The following is a 20,435-nucleotide window of genomic DNA, read 5'->3' on the forward strand; positions in this document are numbered from 1 at the left end:
CTTAGAGGTGGTCGCGGGCAAGAGGTTTAAATCACAGATGGTGCAGATGGTTGGATAACACAGATTCGTGCTGAAGACTTGATGAAGCCGATACCTGGTCAACAGAACGAGTTGGTGTCATCCAACCATCTGCAACATCTGGGCTTCGACCTTTTTTACGGCGTGGTGGTAAGAGGCTTTCAGGGCCCCAACGCTGGTGCCGGTTACTTCGGCCATCTGCTCGTAGGGCATCTCGTCGTAGTAGCGCAGGTTGAACACCAGCCGTTGCTTGTCGGGTAGGGTGAGAATAGCTTTTTGCAGCTTCAACTCGATTTCGTCGCCGGCCAGGCTTTCGTCGGCTTCCAGCTGGGCGCTGAGCTCGGCCGTTACGTCGGTGAGGGGCAGCAGAAACTTGTGGCGCTTGCTTTTAAGCCAACTCAGGCATTCGTTGGTGGCAATCCGGTAAATCCAGGTGTAGAGCGAGGCGTCCTGCCGGAAACCCTCCAGATGGTTCCAGACCTTGATAAATACATCCTGCGTCAGGTCGTCGGCATCGTCGTGGTTGATGACCATTTTGCGCACGTGCCAGTACACCTGGCGCTGGTATTTGCGCACGAGCTGGTTGAAAGCCACATTGCGGGTGGCGGGGTCGTGGAACTTGGCAAGTATCTCCTGGTCTTCCAAAGGGCGCAGGCGAGCGGGTGGGTAAGGGAGCGGGTTTCGAAGCTTAGAGGCGGCAGCCGCGGCTAGGTTTAACCGGCCAGTGCAAAATCGGTAGAAACCAACGCAAAACCAGCGCTACCGCTTGGCCGAATAAGAGAAGCCTACTGTAATGTTGGTGTTTTCGGGCACCTTGCCCTCGCTGAATTGCGAGTCGTAGGTATAGTTGTAGGCAAGGGTAACGGCCAGGTTGTTGATGAGCTTGATGGCAACAGCAGCGGCGTTGCTAAAGCGGTAATTGCTGAACTTCTCCAGCGAGGGCTGGAACAGGGTAGTAGAGTTGAACGTGAGCGTTCGGTACGAGTACGCAATCTTCAGCCGGACCGAATTTCGGGCCGTTACCACGGTGCGGCCATCGAGAAAGTTGGTTTGCTCGCGAATAATGAGGTTGCTCACGGCTACTTCGCGGCCCAGCGAGTCGGTATAGAGTGCCCAGCCCGGTCCGGCGCCCAGCTGCACCCGGCGCGAGATGCCGCGCAGGTTGCTCTGCTCGAAGCCGCCCAGCGCGTAGGCCCGAAAGCGGCCCTTCCAGTAATAAGGGGTGGTATTGACGAGCAACTCACGTTCCTGCAGCAGCCCGTTCTGCTTGCCGTAAGCAAAGCGCCCATGCAGCGGTATCCCCACGTGCCGGCCGCGGGTAACGGTTATATCCTGGGAGGTAGAAAGCAGGGTCCGGTTGACGCCGCCGCTGCTGTAAGCGCCCGTCAGCTGGCCGGCATACACAATCAGTGTGGTGTCGGCCGGGGGCGTGGTTTGGGCGTGGGCGAATGAAGCAGGCAACAGCAGTGCCAGCAGTAGCAGAAGCAGGATGCTGGAAAACAGGTAGCGGTGGAGCATAGGTGGAAAAGGAGATAAAGCAGCCAGCAGCAGGGGAGTGTGCCGACTGGCCGCCAGCAGTGCAAGCCACAAAGGTAACTGGCCCTGCCTGGTACATTTCTCCACCCAGACACATGACCAAACCCCTGCATAGACGGTCACTTGGTGGCTGGTTGGCTGGTGGTCGGTGGCTTTTGCCTATTATTACCTTTAAACTCAACCTTACCGCGGTTGGCAGCCGTAGCAGCAAGCAGTGTAGTTATGAATTTTTGCGTTGCGCTTTGTGCGCTGATGATATGGGCCAGTGCGCTGTTGCCGGCCGGAGCCCAGGTGATTCCGCCACCCATGAAGCAGGCTCCGGCCGAACCGAGCCCCAGCGTGGTAATAAGCCCTGCTCCGTCCAGGGCTCAGGATTCGGCCCGCTCCGAAGACCTGATAACCGATACCCAGGTGCTGCGCCGCATCGACTCGATGCGGCGGGCCAACACCAGCCGGCTGCAGGAAATCCAGACCGAGCTGCTGACGCTTAAAAGCACTGCCACCGACAAGCGCCGCGAGCGGGAGCTGGTAACCGAACTGGGGGCTCTGCGCCGGTCCGACTCGCTGCGTAAGGCCCGCTCGCGCCGCTACATCGACTCGCTGAAGGTGAATGCCAAGGGCTTCCCGGTGGCTCCGCACACCGACACCCTGTTTTACGTGTACACCAAGCTCGGGCCGTTTTCGCCTCAGGAGCGGGCCCAGCTCACGGAAGAAAAAATCAAGCGCCTCGAAAAAGCCGTTTTCTTCAGCCCCGACTCGCTGCGCATCTACCCTTCGGAGCAGAGCACTGACCTGATGTACGGCGAGCAGGTGCTGCAAAGCATCAGCGAAAACGACGCGCTCTGGCACAACGTGAGCCGCGACTCGCTGGCCCGCCAGCACCGGCAGCGCATTATCGAGGCCGTGCAGGCATACAAGCAGCAGAACAGCCTGCTCAACATCGCCAAAGAAATTGGCCTGACGCTGCTGGTGCTCATCGTGCTGTACTTTACGGTGCGCTACATCATCAAGTTCTTCAGCTGGGTACGCCTCCAGCTGGTAGCCAAGGAAGGCACCTGGTTCAAGGGCATCAAGTTCGGCAACTACGAGTTTTTCAATGAGCAGCGCCAGCTGAGCGCCGTACTGCTGCTGGTAACGGTGCTGAAATGGGTGGTGGTGCTGCTGGCCATTTACCTGGTGCTGCCGGTGGTGTTCAGCATCTTCCCCGGCACCCAAAGCATTGCCGATACGCTGCTGGGCTACGTGTTCAACCCGCTCCGGCGCATTGCGCTGGCCTTCTGGAACTACCTGCCCAACCTGTTCACCATCGTCGTGATTGTGACGGTGTTCCGTTACGTGCTCAAGGCAGTTTACTCCATCAAGGAGGAAATCCGGGCCGGCAACCTCACCATTGAGGGCTTCTACCCCGACTGGGCCAACCCCACCTACCAGATTGTGCGGGTGCTGGTGTGGGCCTTCGCTTTGATTGTGATTTTCCCTTATTTGCCGGGTTCCGATTCGCCGGTGTTCCAGGGCGTATCGGTGTTTCTGGGCTTCCTGTTCACGTTCGGCTCGGCCGGCTCGCTCTCCAACATCGTGGCCGGGCTGGTGCTCACCTACATGCGGGCCTACAAGCTCGGCGACCGGGTACGCATCGGCGACGTGACGGGCGACATTGTGGAGAAAACCCTGCTCGTTACCCGCATCAGGACCGTCAAAAACGAGGAAATCACGATTCCAAATTCCTCGGTGATGAGCTCCTACACCACCAACTACTCGACCGTGGCGCCCACGCTGGGCCTGATTATGCACACCGGCGTGACCATCGGCTACGATGTGCCCTGGCCCCAGGTGCACCAGCTGCTGCTGGCTGCCGCCGTCGATGCCGAGGTGCTAACCGAGCCGGCTCCCTTCGTGCTCCAGACCAGCCTCGACGACTGGTACGTGGCCTACGAGCTCAACTTTTATACCCACGCTGCCAACCAACAGGCCCGCATCTACTCGCGCATCCACCAAAACATCCAGGACCGCTTCAACGAGGCCGGCGTCGAAATTATGTCGCCCCACTACCGCGCCGTGCGCGACGGCAGCCAGACCACCATTCCGGCCAGCTACCTGCCCCCCGACTACGAGGCCCCCAAGTTCCGGGTCGAGAATTCGGACGGGCAGCCGCCACAGTAGCCGGCCGCCTGCGTGGCCAACAGCGCCATCGATAACCGGAAGGAGTTGAAAAAAGAAAGATAGAGGGGAGTGAGTAGAAGTGCTCAAATGGGGTATCTTGCTGGTAGTCTGTTCAGTTAGCCATTCTGCCCATGCGCGGCCTCAACAAAGTAACCCTGATCGGGAATCTGGGTAAAGACCCGGAAATTTCTGTGCTGGAAGGCAACGTGGCCGTGGCGAAATTCTCGCTGGCCACGTCGGAAACCTACCGCGACAAAAGTGGCCAGCCTCACACCAGCACCGACTGGCACAACATCGTGCTTTGGCGCGGCCTGGCCGAGCTGGCCCAGGCCTACCTGCGCCGGGGCAGCTTAGTGTACGTGGAGGGCAAGCTCAAAACCCGCCACTACGACGATGCGGCCGGCCAGCGCCACTACGTAACGGAGGTAATAGGGGAGCAGGTGTTGATGCTGGACAAGAAAACCGGCCCCGCCCCGCCCACGCAGCCATGACGACGGCCGTTTCGTTGCGGCTGCGCGCAGACCGGACCGAGTTTCAGGTGTTCTTTCCCTATTCGGATGCGGCTATCCGGGCGGCGCTGCTGGCGGCGGGGGTGCAGTATAGCGCCGCCGCCCGGGGCTACGTGCTGCCGGCCACGCCCGAAGCCGTGGCGCCCCTGCGCCTGGCGTGCCAGCAGCTGGGCGTACCATTGCACCTGCCCATGGTGCCGGCACTGGCCGCCCCGCCACCGCCGCCCACGCCGCAGCAAGCCGTGCTCAACCGCTATGCCCAACATATAGTGCTGAAACGCTATAGTCCGGCCACCCTTAAAAACTACCGCACCGCATTTCAGCAGTTTCTGCTGCACCATGCCCCACGCCTGCCCCTGGACCTGACGCGCCAGGAACTACTCGACTACCTAGCCGGACGGGTGGCGGCCGGCATTTCGGAAGCCTACCAGAATCTGCTCATCAACGCCATTAAATTCTATTACGAACAGGTGGAAGGGCAGCCCCGGCAATACTACGCCGTGCCCCGGCTGAAACAGCCGCTTACCAACCCCAAAGTACTGGCCCGGGAAGAGGTGCGGGCGCTGCTGGCGGGCACCGAGAACCTTAAGCATCGGGCCATGCTGATGCTGGCCTATGGTCTGGGCCTGCGCCTGGGCGAAGTACTGGCCCTCACGCCGCCCGACATTGACAGCAAGCGAATGGCCTTATACGTGCGGGCAGGGAAGGGCAAAAAAGACCGTGATTTGCCTTTGCCCGAGAGTTTGCTACATTTACTCCGAGAGCAATACCGGCAATTTCGGCCCGTTACGTTTCTCTTCGAGGGCCTGCAGCCCGGCGAGCCGTACAGCGCCCGCAGCCTGCAACTGGTGGTGAAGCAGGCAGCGGCCCGGGCCGGAATCAGCCGGCCCGTAACCTTGCATATGCTTCGCCACTCGTATGCCACGCATCTGCTGGAAGCCGGCACGGACATCCGAATCATTCAGGATCTGCTCGGCCACAGCAGCATCAAAACCACCGAAATCTACACCCATGTTGCGCAACATAATCGCCCCGCATCCCCTCTCGACAGCCTGGGCCTGTAACGCTACTAGTTTCGCTTATATCGCTACCTGCCGACATATAAGCGAAACCCACTTGCGGGCTAAGTAGATATAAGCGAAACTCACTCACCGCCGCAAGTCGCGGCAATAGGAATGTTGTACGCCACCCTTTTTGACGCACCATGATAACATCAGCAGAAGGATTTATAAGACTTCGGACGAGTGAATTAAAAGAAGAACAAGAAAGAGCAAGTCATGACAGTGCTTCTACATCTGTTTGGGTTGACCTAATTGACAATTATCCTGAATACAAAGTTTGGGTGGTTCATAATAAATCAATTCCTATAGATATTCTTGAAACCCTTGCAAAAGACGAAGATGCTGAAGTCAGAGAAGCGGTAGCAAGGAAAAGGAAAATTAATGACAAAATTTTTAATTGGTTAGCAGTTGACACAAACGAAAACGTGAAATATGCCTTGATTTGTAACACCAAGTTGCCGAAGGATAAAAAGAAGCTTATTGACACGGAACATTCGGAATGGTTGAAAAATGCATTAGACGAGCAACTATCAAAAGTGGAATAGAACGTTCTTTTTTTACCCCTAACATGAGAATAGAATTATAAATAAATTGCTCAAAGTCTTAAACAGCTTTCGGTGGACAGAAGAAGGGCGGCGTACAACATTCATGTTTATGTAATACTAGCGGAAGAACATAAACCAATCATTTCTATTTTCAATCATCATCAACAAGTTAATGAAGCATCGGTATTTCAAATGCCAGTACTACATAAACATGTTTAACGTTATGCGACAGCTTAAAAGACGATACAACATAATAGAATGGGGCATAAAAAAGTTTGTTTAGAATGTAAGGTGACGCTTAACAGACCATTTGACAGTGGTTCTGAACTAACTTATCCTTGTCCTGAATGTGGAAAGCCAATGACACTTTTACCCCATAGGTTTAGACCGCCTAAAAAATCGGAAGACAAAAAATGGGAAAAAATTAAGTTTCTAATTGATAACGGTTTTTACTTTCAACATATTTACGAAAATATTGAAACGGAAAACGGTGTAACATCTTACAAAAATTACGTTGCTTATCCTGACAACATTAGAGATGCAAAAGAATTTGTAGAACGCTATAAACACCAAGCAAGAAAATGATTCTTTCGGGAATATACGACCAAACCGTTGAATTAAAAATTACAAACTATCAATTCCCCGAAAACCTTGATGGAGATTGGGATGGAAATTGGTTGAATATATATTTGAAGGTTGACAGTAAAATTGGTAAATGGCAAACGGTTGACCCTTCTTTGACAACTTGTGAAATGCAAGAAATTATTGATTGGTTAGACAAACTATCAAGGAACAATGAACCAGAATATCGATTAATGAGTTTTACTGAACCAAATTTGACATTCGAACTTTTAAACAACCCAACCGACAAGGAAAAACTTATAAGACTAAAATTTGACTTGGAATCAAGACCGAAATCTGCAACAGATGACAAAGAATATTATGTTGACATTTTAGCTGACGACGAAGGGTTAAAAGAAATAATTAAAGGACTGCAAAATGAACTTGAAAAGTATCCTGAAAGAAAGCCGACCGCATAACATCGTATTGGCAATAGTGGGGCTGACAGTTGTAAATTCAACATTTGTAATTCTATTGGGCATTTATGCAAATGTTGGGCAGACGTTTTTCAAATGCCCCGCCATCGCCAATACGTGAACCGACGTCGCCGTAAGCTAACACAGCAAAAAGCGCCCGCAACTCTACGTTGCGGGTGCTTTTTGCTGTATTACGAATCAACCGAAAACTACTTGGCCTTCCGGGCCATTACTTTCTCCACGGCGGCCACAATGGCCGCTTCGTTGAGGCCGTACTTTTCCATCAGCTGGTCGGGCGTGCCCGACTCGCCGAACGAGTCGTTGACGGCAGGATAGCGTTGCCGCCCTTCCCTGTTACTCATCCAGTAGGCCGAGCAGGCCCAGTATATGCTGGTCGCTGAGGCTGCTTTGCTCCGATTTGTCGTAGATAGCCAACAGGAAAACGGCTTCGTTCACCACCTGTACATAAGTGATGACGCGGGCACCGCCCCGTTTACCGGCACCTTTACTGGCCACGGCCAGCCGGATTTTGTAGCAGTTGTGGCCGATGCCGGTACCCTTGTATGGGTTGTCGCGCAACTCCTGTACTACGGCGTTCAAATCGTCGGGCAGCGACCTGTATTTCTTGCCGAGCCGCTTAACATCGCGCTTGAAGCTGGCAATAGGTTTTACCTGGAAGCTCATTGTTGCTGCGAATTCCTGCTTTCAGCGGCTAATGGGCCTGGTTCGGTCTCCTGTTCCGCCTTCAGTTCGGCATAAAGCTCCTCCCAGCTCTGAGATACTACCTCCTCACCCCGCTTAATCCGGGCCAGTTCTTGGCCGGCTTCCCGCAGGCTTTCCATGAGCCGCAAATCGGCCGCCGTGGGCGCCTTGCTAGGCGACTTTACCTTCACGCGCTTGATGCCTCGCACCAGTTCCAGCACGCGGGCTACGTCTTTGTCGGGCACTTCCAGTACGATTTCCATCAGATTGGTTTCTTAGCGGTTCGATTACAAGATACGCAACGCCCCGGCCGAACCGGAAGTGCCCGGCAACGATTACTTGGCCTTGCGGGCCATTACTTTCTCTACGGCGGCCACGATGGCCGTTTCGTTGAGGCCATATTTCTCCATCAGCTGGTCGGGCGTGCCGGATTCGCCGAACGAGTCGTTCACGGCCACCATTTCCAGCGGCAGGGGCTCCTCGCGGGCCAGCAGCTGGGCGATGGAGTCGCCGAGGCCGCCGTTCATCTGGTGCTCCTCGGCCGTTACCACGCAGCGCGTTTTGCGGGCCGACTCCAGAATCAGGCGGGCATCGAGGGGCTTGATGGTGTGGATGTTGATGATTTCGGCGTTGATGCCCTTGTCGGCCAGCAGCTTGCCAGCCAGGATGGCCTTCCACACCAAATGACCGGTGGCGAAGATGCTCACGTCGGCCCCCTCATTGAGCACGATGCCCTTACCGATTTCAAACGGCTGGTCGGCGGGGGTGAAGTTGGGCACCACGGGGCGGCCGAAGCGCAGGTACACGGGGCCCTCGTAGTCGGCAATGGCCAGCGTGGCGGCCTTGGTCTGGTTGTAGTCGCAGGGGTTGATGACGCACATGTGGGGCAGCATTTTCATCAGCCCGATATCCTCCAGAATCTGGTGGGTGGCGCCGTCTTCGCCCAGCGTGAGGCCGGCGTGGGAGGCGCAGATTTTCACGTTCTTACCCGAGTAGGCAATGCTCTGCCGAATCTGGTCGTACACGCGGCCGGTGCTGAAGTTGGCAAACGTGCCGGTAAACGGAATCTTGCCGCCAATGGTGAGGCCGGCCGCCAGGCCCATCATGTTGGCCTCGGCAATGCCCACCTGGAAAAACCGCTCGGGGAAGTCCTTCACGAAGGCATCCATTTTCAGCGAGCCAATCAGGTCGGCGCACAGGGCCACCACGTTGGGGTTGGTTTTGCCCAACTCGTGCAGGCCGGCACCAAAGCCGCTACGCGTGTCCTTCGATTCGGAGTAAGGAAAGTCTTTCATGTTTTAGTACTTAGGGACTTAGGAATTAGGTCTTAGATTGTCGTTGGTGTAAAGAACGTCATGCTGAGCGGAGCGGAGCGGAGTCGAAGCATCTCTACTGCAATGGTAATCCTGACGTTTAGTTGCCATTACAACGAAGCGGTAGAGATGCTTCGACTGCGCTCAGCATGACGTTCTTTTTACTGCTGTTTCACTTCTACTATTCATCGCCCGAACAAGCTAACCGAGCTGGTCTGGCCCGAGCGGATGGTGAAGTTGCGCACGTCGGTGAAGCGGCTGCCGGTGGCGGTGGCCGTGCGGAACACGAGGCGGTAGGCCCCCGGCTGCAGCGGCAGGTTGATTTTGCTGCTGCCGCCGGCGGGCAAATCGTACACCCAGGTTTGCTCCCCGTCGGGGCCGAGCTGGTAGATGCTGCCGTAGCCCTTGTAGTCGGAGATGCTGTTGAGGATACCGGGCGCATCGTAGGTAACGGCCGTTTCCTGGCCCTGCCTGATGCTGATGCGGCGCAGCTGCCGGGGCAGGGTCAGCAGCTCCACTTCGTAGTCGCCGGCCAGTAGTTTTTGGCGGTTGCCGAAGGGTAGGGCCAGCACCGTTTCGGGGTTGCCGCGGGCCCGCACTACGGCCTGCACCCGGCCGTAGGGGTTGGGCGAGAGGTTGGGGTTTTGCAGCCGCAAGGTGCCCTGGGGCGTGGCGTAGGTGAGCACGTTGGCGCGGCCCGGCTTGATGGCCAGGTTGGTCGCCCGCACCGGCGGCACCGTGTTGATGGTTAAATCGTAGCTCTGGAGCGCATCAATGTCGAGGGCGTCGGGCTGACCCTGGGCGTTGCGGTAGTGCACGTAGTTGTACTCGGGCTGGCCCGTTACGTTGTTGGTAAACGTCAGGTTCACGTCCGACTCTACCGGGCGGCCCCGCTCATCGGTCAGGTTTACGGACACCGTGGTTTTGGCCAGCGTCTGGGCCACTACGTCGTTGAGGATGGTGCGGAAGGTGCGCACATCGGCGGCGTTGTAGTAGGTACCCAGGCACTCCAGCTGCTTACCAAATTCGCGCTCGGCCCCGATGCCAATCACGAAGGGCTTCAGAAACACGCGCTTGCGCTGCAGAGCCAGCGAAGTCGCACACGGGTCGCCCTTGCACGATTCGAGGCCGTCGGTAATCAGAATCAGCACGTTACGGCTCTGCTTATCGGCAGGAAAATCATTGGCCGACTGCAGCAGCGAGTACGTGATGGGCGTGTTGCCGCGGGGCTGAATGGTTTTGAGCCGGGTTTTGATGGCGGCGGCGTTTTTGGGCGCAAACGGCACTTCGAGCCGCGAATCCTCGCAGTTGTTCTCCTTGTTGTCGTGCTGGTGGCCATAGGCGCGCAAGGCCAGCTCCAGATTGGGGTAGGTATTGAGCGAGTCCACCATTTTCGAGAGCAGCCGCTTGGCCACGTCCCAGCGCTGCGCACCCTCCCAAGGGGCCCGCATCGAGCCCGAAGCATCGAGCAGAAACAGGATGCGGGTGGTGCGGGGCGGCGAGGCTGGGCCGGCGTTCTGGGCACGGGCGTTGCCGGGCAGCAGCACTGCCAGCAATACTCCCAGAAACGCCAGCCACTGCCGCATGTGTTGGATGAGTTATGATTGACGTGAAGCAGGTTACAGCACGACGTAGGGGCGGGGCTTGTCCCCGCCCACCGTATGCATCGTTTCCACGATTCCGCTCAACGCTAGTCGTTCAACGCTAATCGTTTAACGGCGGACGGGGACAAGCCCCGCCCCTACGTCGTTTTAGGTAACCGTACTAGTAATCCGAGGCCTTTTCTACCTCCAGCTGCAACAGGGCTTTGGCCAGCTGCTCGTCGTTGGGCGCTACGCCGTGCCACTTGTGCGAACCCATCATGAAGTCGACGCCGAAGCCCATCTGCGTATCCATGAGCACCATGACGGGTACGCCCTGGCCGAGTAGGCTCTGGGCTTCCTCAATGGCGGGCAGCAGCGTCTCGAACTGGTTGCCATCGGCTTCGAGCACGCGCCAGCCGAATGATTCGAACTTGGCGCGCAGGTCGCCGAGGCCACCGATTTTCTCGGTGGGGCCGTCAATCTGCTGGCCGTTGCGGTCAACAAAGGCAATCAGGTTGTCCACTTTGTGGTGGGGGGCGTAGAGGGCGGCTTCCCAAATCTGGCCTTCCTGCAGCTCGCCGTCGCCCATGAGCACGAACACCGTGCGGTCGTCGCCGTTGAGCTTTTTGGCCTGGGCCGCGCCCGTGGCCACGCTCAGGCCCTGGCCCAGCGAGCCGGAAGCAATGCGGATGCCGGGCAGGTGCTCGTGGGTGGCGGGGTGGCCCTGCAACCGCGAATTGAGCTTGCGGAACGTAGCCAGCTCGCTCACCGGGAAGTAGCCCGAACGAGCCAGCACCGAATAAAACACCGGCGAAATGTGGCCGTTGGAAAGGAAGAACAAATCCTGGTTGATGCCATCCATATCAAACGGCTCGGGCGTGTGCTTCATCACCTTGAAATACAGCGACACCAGCAGCTCGGTGCAGCCCAGCGAGCCGCCGGGATGGCCCGAGTTCACGGCGTGCACCATGCGCACAATGTCGCGCCGCACCTGGGTGGCAATCTGCTGCAATTCGGCTACCGACTTGGTGGCGTCGGGGGCGTGGGTTTCGGAAGTGGTCGGCTGGGCCATGCGGGGTTGGAAGGGTTGATAGGTAAGCAAAGGTACGCCTCCCGGGCAGCCAGCGGGCCGCAGATCGGAGCGGCGCCGCAAAAGGGAGGCAAAAGGGATGTAAAAAAGCCCCGCCGAAGTGGCAGGGCTCCTGTGGAAGCTATAGCAGCTGGGCCGCGTGGTTCTTGGTGTCGACTTTAGTGATGACCCGCTCTACTTTTCCTTCTTCATCAATCAGGAACGTGTAGCGCATGGTGCCCATGTACTTGCGGCCGTACATCGACTTCTCCTGCCACACGCCGTAGTCCTGCACCATCTTTTTGTCTTCATCCACGAGCAGTGGGAAAGGCAACTCGTGCTTCTCGATGAATTTCTGGTGCGACTTGGCTGAGTCGATACTTACGCCGAGCACCTGCACACCGGCCGCCAGCAGCTGCTGGTAGTTGTCGCGCAGGTTGCAGGCCTGGGTGGTGCAGCCGCTGGTGTCGTCTTTGGGGTAGAAGTACAGGGCCACTTTGCGGCCCCGGTAATCGGCCAGGCGGTGCGTGGTGCCGTTCTGGTCGGGCGCTTCGAAGGCCGGAGCCGTTTCGCCTGCTTGAGGTACTGCCATGCCGCGAAGATAGAAGGTTGACGGGAGATAGGGAAATGGAAAACGGCCGGAGTGCGCCGGGGGCCTACGGCTTGCTGGCAACCGGCTGCGCCGGGAACAGCATGTTCTCGACCGGAAAGCCCAACTCCCGGCCCTTGGCCAGCAGCTGCTCGCGGGTGGCCAGCGGCAGGTGCGGCATGCGGCTAAGAATCCAGAGCGTTTCGCGGTCGGGTGAGCCTACCAGCGCATGTTGGTAGCCGATTTCATCGAGGGCCAGAATCCAGTAGTCGCCGGTAAAGGGCCAGAAGAACTGCACTTTGAGCTTGGCGTTGGTGCCATCGGTGGGCCAGGCGGTAGCGGTAGCCGTGGTGGCCGGCCCGCCAATGCTACCCTGGTGGCAGGTGTTGCGCACGCCCACTTTGCCATCGGGGCGTACGGTGTACTCGGCCGTTACGTGCTGGCAGCCCTTCTCGAAGCGCACGGGCAGCCGGGCAATTTCATACCACAAGCCGGCGTACCGCTGCAGGTTTACGTGGGCTACGGTAGGCAGATGTGGGTAGGCCTTCCGGCGCGAGTAGGCGTAGGCAGCTGCGCCAGTAGTTACCAAGGCTGCGGCGGCTCCCAGTAGTACCGGCCGGCGGCGTTTAAGCAGATTGTTCGGCATCAGAATTCAGTAGTCAAGTGAATCTGGGTCTACGCAGACCAAGCGCGCAAGGTGTATTGTGGAGCTCTGAAGCTGCTTGGAAAGTTGGCAAACGGTATCAGAACGTCATGCTGAGCTTGCCGAAGCATCTCTACCGCAGTAGTAATCAGTACTGAATGCAACGAAGCGGTAGAGATGCTTCGACAGGCTCAGCATGACGTTCATTTTAACTTTCCAATTAGCTTCTCTAATTTCTCGTTACAGCACCACGTTGATAACCTTTTCGTTGCCGGCCTGGTCGGTGAGGCGCAGGGTGGCGGGGCCGCGCAGGGGCGGGCCCAGCGTATCGGTGCGCTCGGTGAACAGGGTGGCGTTTTTGTGCTCGTAGCGCAGCATCCGGAACTGCCCGTTCACTTCCAGCTTATAGCTGGCCAACCCCGAGAGGTCGTCGCCCACCTTAAACACCACCCCGGCCGCGCCCTTGCTCAGCAGCCGGCCCGAGGGCGGCACCGTGTCGGTGAGGATGCGGAACTGCCCGAAGGCGCGGATAGAAGCCGTGATGCTGCTGCCGTCCTCACTCCACTTGCCGCCCACGTAGCCCTTGCCGCCTTTGGCCGAGATGCTGTAAATAGCCGAGCGGCGCAGGTCGGTGGGGGGCGTATCGGGCCGTAGTGTGAGGGCCAGGTTTTCGTAGAGCGGCGTGCGCGGCAGATGCACCGTCCAGAGGCCCTGCTGGTAGCTGGTTTGCAGGTAGAGCGTGTCGAAGATGGTTTTCGGCTTGAACTCCAGACCCATGTGGGCCGTAGCAAAGCTAAACTCGCGGCCCGCCGGAATCAGCGCCTCGCGGGTAAAGCGCTGGGTGATGCCACCGAAGCGAATGGAATCGGGCCGGCCGGCGCGCAGGTCGTACAGGTACACGTTCTGGCTTTGGTCGGTGTAGCTGGGGCGCAACTCAAGGCGGCGGCTGCCGCGCAGCAGCGTGAGGGGGCCGGCCACAGCGGCCGTGTCGGGGTCCTGGGCCGTTACCACCAGCAGGTTACGGCTCACATCGTAGCGCAGGGCTGGCTTTTTTACGGCCGCCGAGCGGGTTTTGAAGTAGCCCGCCTCCTCGCCCCGCAGCACCAGCCGCAGCGGCGTGGTGTTGCCATACGAGTCGGCCAGCCGGATTTCCACGGCGTATACCTTGCCCGGCTCGATGTTCAGGCGGCCTTTGTCGGGGCCGGTAGTGTACATGCCCAGGTCGTTGCCGTCGTCGATGAACAGCTTCTCGAACTGCCGGCCCTGGGTGGCGCGCCACTCGTAATCAACATGCCGGTTTATCTGGCGCGAGCCATCCGGAAATGGCACGTTGTCAATGGTATGCTGGTATACCTGCTTGCCATTCACCAGCACTGTGGCCTGCTGAATGCCGTTCTTGTTCCAGACTTTATCAAACCTGTCGAAGCCCTGCACCAGCAGGCCCACCGAGCCGCTGGCCGCAATGGTATCGGGCCAGGCGTAGCTGCCGTCGGCGAGCGGCGCCTTGGGCACGAATACGCGCTTCCCGAAACGGCCTTCTACCCGCGCCGCAATGCCCAGCGCCTCCACCGCAAACGCCTGCACTACCGGCGCTACATGGTCCTGGATTTCGGCAAACCCGCCCCACTGCAGCGGGTTCAGCTGGCTGCCGGCGGCCGTGCGCACCTCCCAGTGCACGTGTGGCCCCGCCGAGCCGCCGGTGTTGCCGCTCAGGGCCACCACCTCGCCACGCTTTACCACAAACTGGCCGGGCTCAAAAAACAGCTCCAGGTCGTAGGTCTGCTTGGCGTATTGCTGGCGGCGCAGCTCCTCGGCCACGGGCCCCTTAAAGCTGTTCAGGTGGCCGTACACCGTCGTCAGGCCGTTGGGATGGGTGATGTAGAGCACGTTGCCATAGCCGTAGCTGCTCTGCTTAAGCCGCGACACGTAGCCATCGGCCGAGGCATGCACCGGCAAATCCACCCGGCCATCGGTCTTGATGTCGAGGCCGCCGTGGAAGTGGTTGGGCCGCAGCTCGCCCATGCTGCCCGACAGGAAGTTTTCCTGGTTGGGCTTGATAGGGAACAGGAAGTAGCCCTTGGCCACGGCCGGAATTCCGGCGCGCGGGGCCGGGCTGGCTGCGCCGGCTGCCTCGTTGGGGGCGGGCTGCTCCAGGGTTGGGCTGGCCGGCTGCGGGCTCTGGCAGGCCGAGGGCTGCACGCCCATCAGCAGTAAAAATGGCAGCGCGAAGCTGAAATGGGCTTTTAGCGGGAAGCTACTAGCTGTGAGCTTTTTCAAAACAGAACGTACTTGACAACGGAAGGGTAGGAGTTGCGCCGAACGCTGTAGGGGCGGGGCTTGTCCCCGCCCGCCGTTGAACAGTGCTATTAAGCAGTAGATACATCCTGGCAACGCATCGTTTCAGCGGCGGGCGGGGACAAGCCCCGCCCCTACAGCGTTCAAATTAGCGGCTTACTTAACGGCCAGATCCAACATTTTCTCCTCACCGATGAAGCCCGTCAGCTGGTCGCCGATGTGCACCGGGCCCACGCCGCTGGGCGTGCCGGTGAAAATCAGGTCGCCCATTTTCAGGGTGATGAAGCGCGAGATGTAGCTGATGATTTTGCTGAAGTCGTGCAGCATGAGGCCCGAGTTGCCCTGCTGGCGCACCTGCCCGTTCACTTCGAGCCGGAAGTCGATATTGCCCAGGTCGGCGAAGTCGGTTACCGGCTTAAACGTCTGCGAGATGGGGGCCGAGCCGTCGAAGCCCTTGGCCAGTTCCCAGGGCAGGCCTTTGCTCTTGAGCTGGCTCTGCAGGTCGCGGGCCGTGAAGTCGATACCCAGCCCGATGGCGTCGAAGTAAGTGGGGGCGAACTGCTCCTCGATGTTCTTGCCGTTTTTGCACACGCGCAGCACCAGCTCAATTTCGTGGTGAATATCCTGCGAGAAATCGGGCATGAAAAACGGCTGGTTGCGCTGCAGCAGGGCCGTATCGGGCTTGGCAAAGATGACGGGGGCCGAAGGCGTTTCGTTCTGGAGTTCAGCAATATGCTCCGCGTAGTTGCGGCCAATACACAGGATTTTCATAGGGAAGGGCTTGGAGGGTGCGAGGCGTGGGGCCGGCAGCGCGTTCGGACAAAACCAGCTTTCATCCGCTCACCTGCCAGGCCCGGGCCCCATCAGTCTCAAAAGTAACGGTAATTAGTGGGGCTCTGGTACCAAAACGAGGAGGTTTTTAGTCGCGCGGGGTCAAATGCAAACATTTTGCCGGGTTGCTGACGTATAGCTCCTCAGCAACGGCCGCGGCGGGCCCGGGCTTCCGGGCCGGCGCAGGCGGCCGGATTCTTCCCTCTCAACTCCCTTGGTATATGTTCAAGAATTTCGCCCTGGCCAGCTGCCTGTTTGTGGCAACGGCCTGCTCCACGGTTCCCATCACCGGCCGCCGTCAGCTTAGTTTGGTTTCCGATACCGAAATGAACCAGATGGCTGCGCAGGAGTATCAGAAAGTGCTGGCCAGCAGCCGGGTAGTGAGCAGCGGCGCGCAGGCTGCCATGGTCAAGCGGGTGGGCCAGCGCATCGAGCAGGCCGTGCAACAGTATTTCAGCCAGCAAAACCAGCTGCAGCAGCTCGAAGGCTATGCCTGGCAGTTTACTCTGATTGATGACAAGCAGGAAAACGCCTGGGCCATGCCCGGCGGCAAAACGGCCGTGTACACCGGCATTCTGCCCATCACGCAGGATGAAAACGGCCTGGCCGTGGTAATGGCCCACGAAATTGCCCACGCCGTGGCCAAGCACGGCTCCGAGCGCATGAGCCAGCAGATGGCCGCGCAGGGATTGGGCGGTGTCGTATCGACGGCCGTCGGCCAGAACCCGTCGGCTACCCAGAGCATATTTATGCAGGCCGTTGGAGCCGGCTCGCAGCTGGGGCTGCTGCGCTACGGCCGCAACCAGGAGTCGGAAGCCGACCGGCTGGGCCTCGTTTTCATGGCCATGGCAGGCTACAACCCCGAGGGGGCCTTGGCATTCTGGCAGCGCATGGAAGCACGTTCCGGGGGCTCAGCCCAGCCGGAGTTCTTGTCTACGCACCCCTCCAACGGCACGCGCATTGCCGATATTCAGCAGCAGTTGCCTGAGGCGCGTAAGTATTACAAGCCTCGCTAGCCCCACTTTTGCCAAAGCGCCCCGCAGTAAGGGCGCTTTGCGAGTAGGCCCACTGGCTACCTTGCTATATTGCCCACCAAACTGCTACTTTCCGTATCCTGCATGATGAATTCTTTCCTGCGTAACAGCGCTGCCGCCTGCCTGAGCGTCGCCCTATTGTTGGGTGGGCTGAGTGCCTGTGAAACCAGCAAACGCGGCTTCCCGGAGGTTAGCTCGCCTTCCAACGACCCCGACGCGCTGAACCGGCGGCAGCTGGAGGCTACCAGCAAGCAGATTGCCCAGGTGGTAAATAATAAAGTGGACTACATAACGCCCAAGCAGGAGCTGGCTACCCGGTTCACCCGGCAGTTCGGCGACGGCACGTCCATCAACAAAACCATCATCCGCAAGGTGCAGGAAACACCCAAAGACAAGGCAGTGTATTATCTGGTGGGCATGGGCCTGCGCGACGGTATGTTCCGGGCCATGGCCATTCCGCTGGAAACCTCGTCGGATAACAGCCTGTATCTGACCTCTAACGCCCCGCGCTATATGCTCACCAGCGTGGGCTGTACGTTCTGCTACTTCAACTTCGAGCGCAACGAAATTGTGGGTACTTCGTGTGAGGAAAACACTGGCGGCAGCCGCTGCGACCTGACGGTGGAAAACAACAACGCCTTTTTTGCCCGCTAGCTATGCTTAGCCGCAAATGGCTCCTGCGCCTCTCGCTCACAGCGCTGGCCCTGCTGGTCACCACCGACCGGCGGCCGGCCAAGCCCACGCCGCCAAAGCCCGCGCCACCCGAGCCGGAAGCTGAGCCCGACAAGCCCATCTGAAACGGCCGCGCCGCTTTACAGCGTAGTTACATTGGATCTGTTGCAGAGCAGCGCCGGCCTGTTGGTCGGCGCTGTTTTGTTTGTGGCTGCCAAGTGGGTTACTGCTAAGCTCACCTACCATAAGGCCTCGGCATGCGCCTGCCGGAGCCAGTCGCGCAGTTCGGCGGGGGCCAGTACTTCCACTTCGGGGCCGTAGCTGAGTAACTCCATGCGAAAATCGTGGGTGTCGAAAATTCGCAACTCAATCCGGATTTCTTCTTCCGTCTGAATCAGCACCCGTTGCGATGGATGCAGCGGATAACTCAGTGCGTAGCGGCCCTGCATCACCGAAAAGCGCAACACTACGCCGGCCGGCTCCTCGCCCGTATCGGGCCGGATGATACCGAAGGCGTGTGTATAGTAAGTTGCCGGGTTGAAGTTGGGTGGGGGCGTGCTCGGGTGGTCGAGTTGGACAAGTTGGCTGATGCGGTCGAGCCCGAAGCAGGCCAAGTGGCCACTGCCCACCATTGCGGCCAGCACGTACCAGCGCCCCCGGTACTCTTTAAGCAGCAACGGCCCAACTGTGCGCCGCTGGGCCGGGGCGTCGGTCTGTTCCCAGAACTTGCGGTAATCGAACTCCACCACCCGGCCAGCCTGCATGGCGGCCAGTAGGGGCCGCAGGTGCTCCAGGCCTTGAGGCCGCCGGGTTTCGGCCTGCACGAAGGGGGCCAGTGCGGCGGGCAGCCGCAGAAACTCCTGCAACTCCAGGGCCTCCAGTAGGCGGCCGTGGCCGGGTTCCTGCGGGTCGGTTTCAGCAATATAGTAGCCTTGGCCCCGCTGACACTTGATGCGCAGGCCGAAGTGGTCCTCTATCTCGCGCAGGTCACGCTCGAAGGTGCGGCGAGGGTAGCTGGATTGCAGGTCGGCGAGGCTGCCGTGGGCCAGCAGGTGCCGTTGCAATTCCTCGAACGGCACCCGCTGCCCCGACCCCCGTTGCAGCCGCTGTACCAGCAGCATCTGGCGCAGGATAATAGCACGGGCGGGCATTTTATGTTGGCTGAAGCTAATACATTACACCTTGCAAAATCTAACTAGCAAATCAGTTAATGCTTCTTTGTTTTTGATTCCACTATACCTTCTACTATATCCTATAATCACAATTTTTTCTTTTGGGACTATTGTATACCCACAATCATTTTGCCAATCGCACTCACCGTATTCAGGAAATAAGTCAGTCACGTTATCGTAAGCAGATTTGCCTTCGCATAATATTAATTTGGGGTTTACTATGTCTATGAATGTTTTAGTCCAAGATGCCGATTTATCGAAAAACACTTTTCTTAAATTATCATCACTACTACCTGTATTTGCTAAATGATCTGTTATAATGTACAAGTCAGATTCCTTGGTAGTACTTAAATAATAGTAGTTCGTTTTGACAGTTGACTTCTCTAAAATTGAGGAAAGTCCAGCTCGTTCGAAGACCTCTTTAGTTTCTCTAGCCAGCGCGAAACTGTATTCAGGATTAGTATATTCAAATATTTCATCTTCTGACCAAAAACCCCAATCTTCAACCCCAGATTGCCCATTACCAGGATTAATTCCTATAATTAGTATATCGGGTTTTTCAAACATAGGGCTGAACATTACTCGCCAACCGTGATACAAATTTTTAACATATTCATCTTCTAATAACGCTTTGTTTATGTTTTTGGCTAATGTTTCTACTTCAATGCCAATTTGGTTTTCATATTCATTTCGAATGCTCATATTTGAAAGCGTGTTTGATGAAGTAAGAAGATGATTTTATTGAAAAAAGTGCAGGGTTTTTGTAGCCGAATCACGATATACATTCACAATGCTTTTGACCAAGCTCCTAAACATAGCCCACAGAATCCTAACTTCCAAACCCTTAGCCCAACTGCGCCAACAACCCGTCCAACATCGCTTTATCCGTCACCAGCAGCCGCCAGCCGCTGCCGAACGGGTCCGGGGTGATGATGTCGGCAGCGGCCAGCTTATCCAGTAGTCTGCAGGTGCGGTTGTAGCCGAGGCCGAACCGCCGTTGGATGAGGGAGCCCGCCGCCCGTCTTCGTTGCACGAACAGGCGGGCCGCCGCGTCGAAATAGAAGTCGCGGCCGGTGGCGGCGTCGATTTCTGGGGGTGCGGGCTGGAGCAGCGGCACCGGTGCGGGCGGTAGCGGGCGTGAGCAGTAGGAGAGTAGTACGCCCACCCATATTTCCGTGGGCAAGTCGGCTTGCACATCGTGGCCGAAGATAACTTCCAGTTGCTGGTCACCCAGGTTCTGCTGGAGGTACTCAGTGATGCCTGTTAGCTCGTCCATTTCCAACTCGGCCGTAGGGTGGCTGAGGATAGTGAGCAGCGCCATCGTTGCCGGGCCGGTGGGCTCGGGACCCAGGTGGTGAGCCTGGGCCACTGCCGCCACCTGCTGGGCGGCCCACATAGCCCGGCCAGGCCCGCTGGCGCCAATGGTGCCCACGCGCAGGCTGGTAGCGTGGCGTAGCACCGTGCGGACATCCTCTTCCTCTATGTTGACGTCGGCTTCGTAATGGACGAAGGCCGCGCACAACGGGGTGAAATGCCGAAGTAGCCGGGCGCGTTCGGTAGGGTAGTCGGGCGAGTGGCTGGGCTGGGCCTGGGATTCCCAGTCGGCGAGCAGAGTTTCGGCGGTGGTGGAGGCTGAAAGGAGCATGTGTTGAGGACTTGTGGCAAA

Annotated in this window: 23 protein-coding genes and 1 pseudogene; 9 read left to right on the top strand and 15 right to left on the bottom strand. The window is 58.0% G+C overall.

Features of this window, described 5'->3' with window-relative positions; all coding sequences use genetic code 11:
* Positions 1-117 precede the first annotated feature (117 nt).
* Positions 118-663, bottom strand: a complete 546-nt coding sequence (locus J7E24_RS06785) for an RNA polymerase sigma factor (protein ID WP_215136448.1) — start codon at positions 661-663, stop codon at positions 118-120.
* A 114-nt stretch (positions 664-777) separates the two neighbouring features.
* Complete coding sequence (locus J7E24_RS06790) at positions 778-1,536, bottom strand: DUF481 domain-containing protein (RefSeq protein WP_215136450.1); 759 nt, start codon at positions 1,534-1,536, stop codon at positions 778-780.
* Positions 1,537-1,806: 270 nt separating this feature from the next.
* On the opposite strand from J7E24_RS06790, the gene J7E24_RS06795 reads away from it, so the two are divergent.
* The 6 genes from J7E24_RS06795 (at position 1,807) to J7E24_RS06820 (ending at position 6,869) form a co-directional block, all read left to right on the top strand.
* Positions 1,807-3,714, top strand: coding sequence for a mechanosensitive ion channel family protein (locus tag J7E24_RS06795; protein ID WP_251047068.1), 1,908 nt, complete (start codon positions 1,807-1,809; stop codon positions 3,712-3,714).
* A gap of 131 nt (positions 3,715-3,845) precedes the next feature.
* Positions 3,846-4,205, top strand: a complete 360-nt coding sequence (locus tag J7E24_RS06800) for a single-stranded DNA-binding protein (RefSeq protein WP_019949311.1) — start codon at positions 3,846-3,848, stop codon at positions 4,203-4,205.
* The gene (locus J7E24_RS06805) at positions 4,202-5,287 is read left to right on the top strand and encodes a tyrosine-type recombinase/integrase (RefSeq protein ID WP_215136452.1); all 1,086 of its coding nucleotides are present in this window, start codon (positions 4,202-4,204) and stop codon (positions 5,285-5,287) included. Before J7E24_RS06800 ends, J7E24_RS06805 begins: the two co-directional genes overlap by 4 nt.
* A 140-nt stretch (positions 5,288-5,427) precedes the next feature.
* Complete coding sequence (locus J7E24_RS06810; RefSeq protein ID WP_215136454.1) at positions 5,428-5,829, top strand: hypothetical protein; 402 nt, start codon at positions 5,428-5,430, stop codon at positions 5,827-5,829.
* A gap of 258 nt (positions 5,830-6,087) precedes the next feature.
* Positions 6,088-6,414, top strand: coding sequence for a hypothetical protein (locus tag J7E24_RS06815; RefSeq protein ID WP_215136456.1), 327 nt, complete (start codon positions 6,088-6,090; stop codon positions 6,412-6,414).
* Positions 6,411-6,869 carry a hypothetical protein gene (locus J7E24_RS06820; RefSeq protein ID WP_215136458.1) on the top strand — a complete coding sequence of 153 codons (459 nt, stop codon included), beginning with the start codon at positions 6,411-6,413 and terminating at the stop codon, positions 6,867-6,869. The genes J7E24_RS06815 and J7E24_RS06820 overlap by 4 nt, the downstream gene beginning before the upstream one ends.
* Positions 6,870-7,075: 206 nt before the next feature.
* Here J7E24_RS06820 and J7E24_RS06825 read toward each other — a convergent pair.
* The 10 genes and pseudogenes from J7E24_RS06825 to J7E24_RS06870 form a co-directional block, all read right to left on the bottom strand.
* A pseudogene (locus J7E24_RS06825) lies at positions 7,076-7,195 on the bottom strand (transketolase family protein); the annotation flags it as partial.
* Between the two features lie 25 nt (positions 7,196-7,220).
* Positions 7,221-7,550: a type II toxin-antitoxin system RelE/ParE family toxin gene (locus tag J7E24_RS06830; protein ID WP_215136460.1), complete on the bottom strand. Its 330-nt coding sequence runs from the start codon at positions 7,548-7,550 to the stop codon at positions 7,221-7,223.
* Positions 7,547-7,831 carry a hypothetical protein gene (locus J7E24_RS06835; RefSeq protein ID WP_215136462.1) on the bottom strand — a complete coding sequence of 95 codons (285 nt, stop codon included), beginning with the start codon at positions 7,829-7,831 and terminating at the stop codon, positions 7,547-7,549. The genes J7E24_RS06830 and J7E24_RS06835 overlap by 4 nt, the downstream gene beginning before the upstream one ends.
* A gap of 72 nt (positions 7,832-7,903) precedes the next feature.
* Positions 7,904-8,863 (bottom strand): transketolase family protein, encoded by a 960-nt coding sequence (locus tag J7E24_RS06840; protein WP_215136464.1) that lies wholly within the window; start codon positions 8,861-8,863, stop codon positions 7,904-7,906.
* Positions 8,864-9,066: 203 nt separating this feature from the next.
* Positions 9,067-10,467, bottom strand: coding sequence for a vWA domain-containing protein (locus J7E24_RS06845; RefSeq protein ID WP_251047069.1), 1,401 nt, complete (start codon positions 10,465-10,467; stop codon positions 9,067-9,069).
* Positions 10,468-10,645: 178 nt separating this feature from the next.
* Positions 10,646-11,536, bottom strand: coding sequence for a transketolase (locus J7E24_RS06850; protein WP_215136466.1), 891 nt, complete (start codon positions 11,534-11,536; stop codon positions 10,646-10,648).
* A 139-nt stretch (positions 11,537-11,675) separates the two neighbouring features.
* Positions 11,676-12,125, bottom strand: a complete 450-nt coding sequence (gene bcp, locus J7E24_RS06855) for a thioredoxin-dependent thiol peroxidase (RefSeq protein WP_215136468.1) — start codon at positions 12,123-12,125, stop codon at positions 11,676-11,678.
* 64 nt (positions 12,126-12,189) lie between these two features.
* On the bottom strand, positions 12,190-12,768 hold the full coding sequence (locus J7E24_RS06860; RefSeq protein WP_215136470.1) for a lipocalin family protein: 579 nt from the start codon (positions 12,766-12,768) through the stop codon (positions 12,190-12,192).
* Between the two features lie 237 nt (positions 12,769-13,005).
* On the bottom strand, positions 13,006-15,042 hold the full coding sequence (locus J7E24_RS06865) for a M23 family metallopeptidase (protein WP_215136472.1): 2,037 nt from the start codon (positions 15,040-15,042) through the stop codon (positions 13,006-13,008).
* A gap of 174 nt (positions 15,043-15,216) precedes the next feature.
* On the bottom strand, positions 15,217-15,831 hold the full coding sequence (locus tag J7E24_RS06870) for a fumarylacetoacetate hydrolase family protein (RefSeq protein ID WP_215136474.1): 615 nt from the start codon (positions 15,829-15,831) through the stop codon (positions 15,217-15,219).
* Positions 15,832-16,112: 281 nt separating this feature from the next.
* Between J7E24_RS06870 and J7E24_RS06875 the strand changes: the two genes are divergently transcribed.
* From J7E24_RS06875 to J7E24_RS06885, 3 genes are all read left to right on the top strand, one after another.
* A complete protein-coding gene (locus tag J7E24_RS06875) occupies positions 16,113-16,907 on the top strand; it encodes a M48 family metallopeptidase (RefSeq protein ID WP_215136476.1) in 795 nt (264 codons plus the stop codon).
* 102 nt (positions 16,908-17,009) lie between these two features.
* Positions 17,010-17,579 carry a hypothetical protein gene (locus J7E24_RS06880; RefSeq protein WP_215136478.1) on the top strand — a complete coding sequence of 190 codons (570 nt, stop codon included), beginning with the start codon at positions 17,010-17,012 and terminating at the stop codon, positions 17,577-17,579.
* Between the two features lie 2 nt (positions 17,580-17,581).
* Positions 17,582-17,722 carry a hypothetical protein gene (locus J7E24_RS06885; RefSeq protein ID WP_215136480.1) on the top strand — a complete coding sequence of 47 codons (141 nt, stop codon included), beginning with the start codon at positions 17,582-17,584 and terminating at the stop codon, positions 17,720-17,722.
* Positions 17,723-17,836: 114 nt separating this feature from the next.
* On the opposite strand, the gene J7E24_RS06890 is transcribed toward J7E24_RS06885, so the two are convergent.
* The 3 genes from J7E24_RS06890 to J7E24_RS06900 form a co-directional block, all read right to left on the bottom strand.
* Positions 17,837-18,748 carry a helix-turn-helix transcriptional regulator gene (locus tag J7E24_RS06890; RefSeq protein WP_215136482.1) on the bottom strand — a complete coding sequence of 304 codons (912 nt, stop codon included), beginning with the start codon at positions 18,746-18,748 and terminating at the stop codon, positions 17,837-17,839.
* A 24-nt stretch (positions 18,749-18,772) separates the two neighbouring features.
* Positions 18,773-19,471, bottom strand: a complete 699-nt coding sequence (locus tag J7E24_RS06895; RefSeq protein ID WP_215136484.1) for a hypothetical protein — start codon at positions 19,469-19,471, stop codon at positions 18,773-18,775.
* 142 nt (positions 19,472-19,613) lie between these two features.
* Positions 19,614-20,414, bottom strand: coding sequence for a DNA translocase FtsK (locus J7E24_RS06900; protein ID WP_215136487.1), 801 nt, complete (start codon positions 20,412-20,414; stop codon positions 19,614-19,616).
* Between the last annotated feature and the right edge of the window lie 21 nt (positions 20,415-20,435).

Origin of the sequence: Hymenobacter sp. ISL-91 (assembly GCF_018613725.1) — a bacterium.
Classification (GTDB): domain Bacteria; phylum Bacteroidota; class Bacteroidia; order Cytophagales; family Hymenobacteraceae; genus Hymenobacter.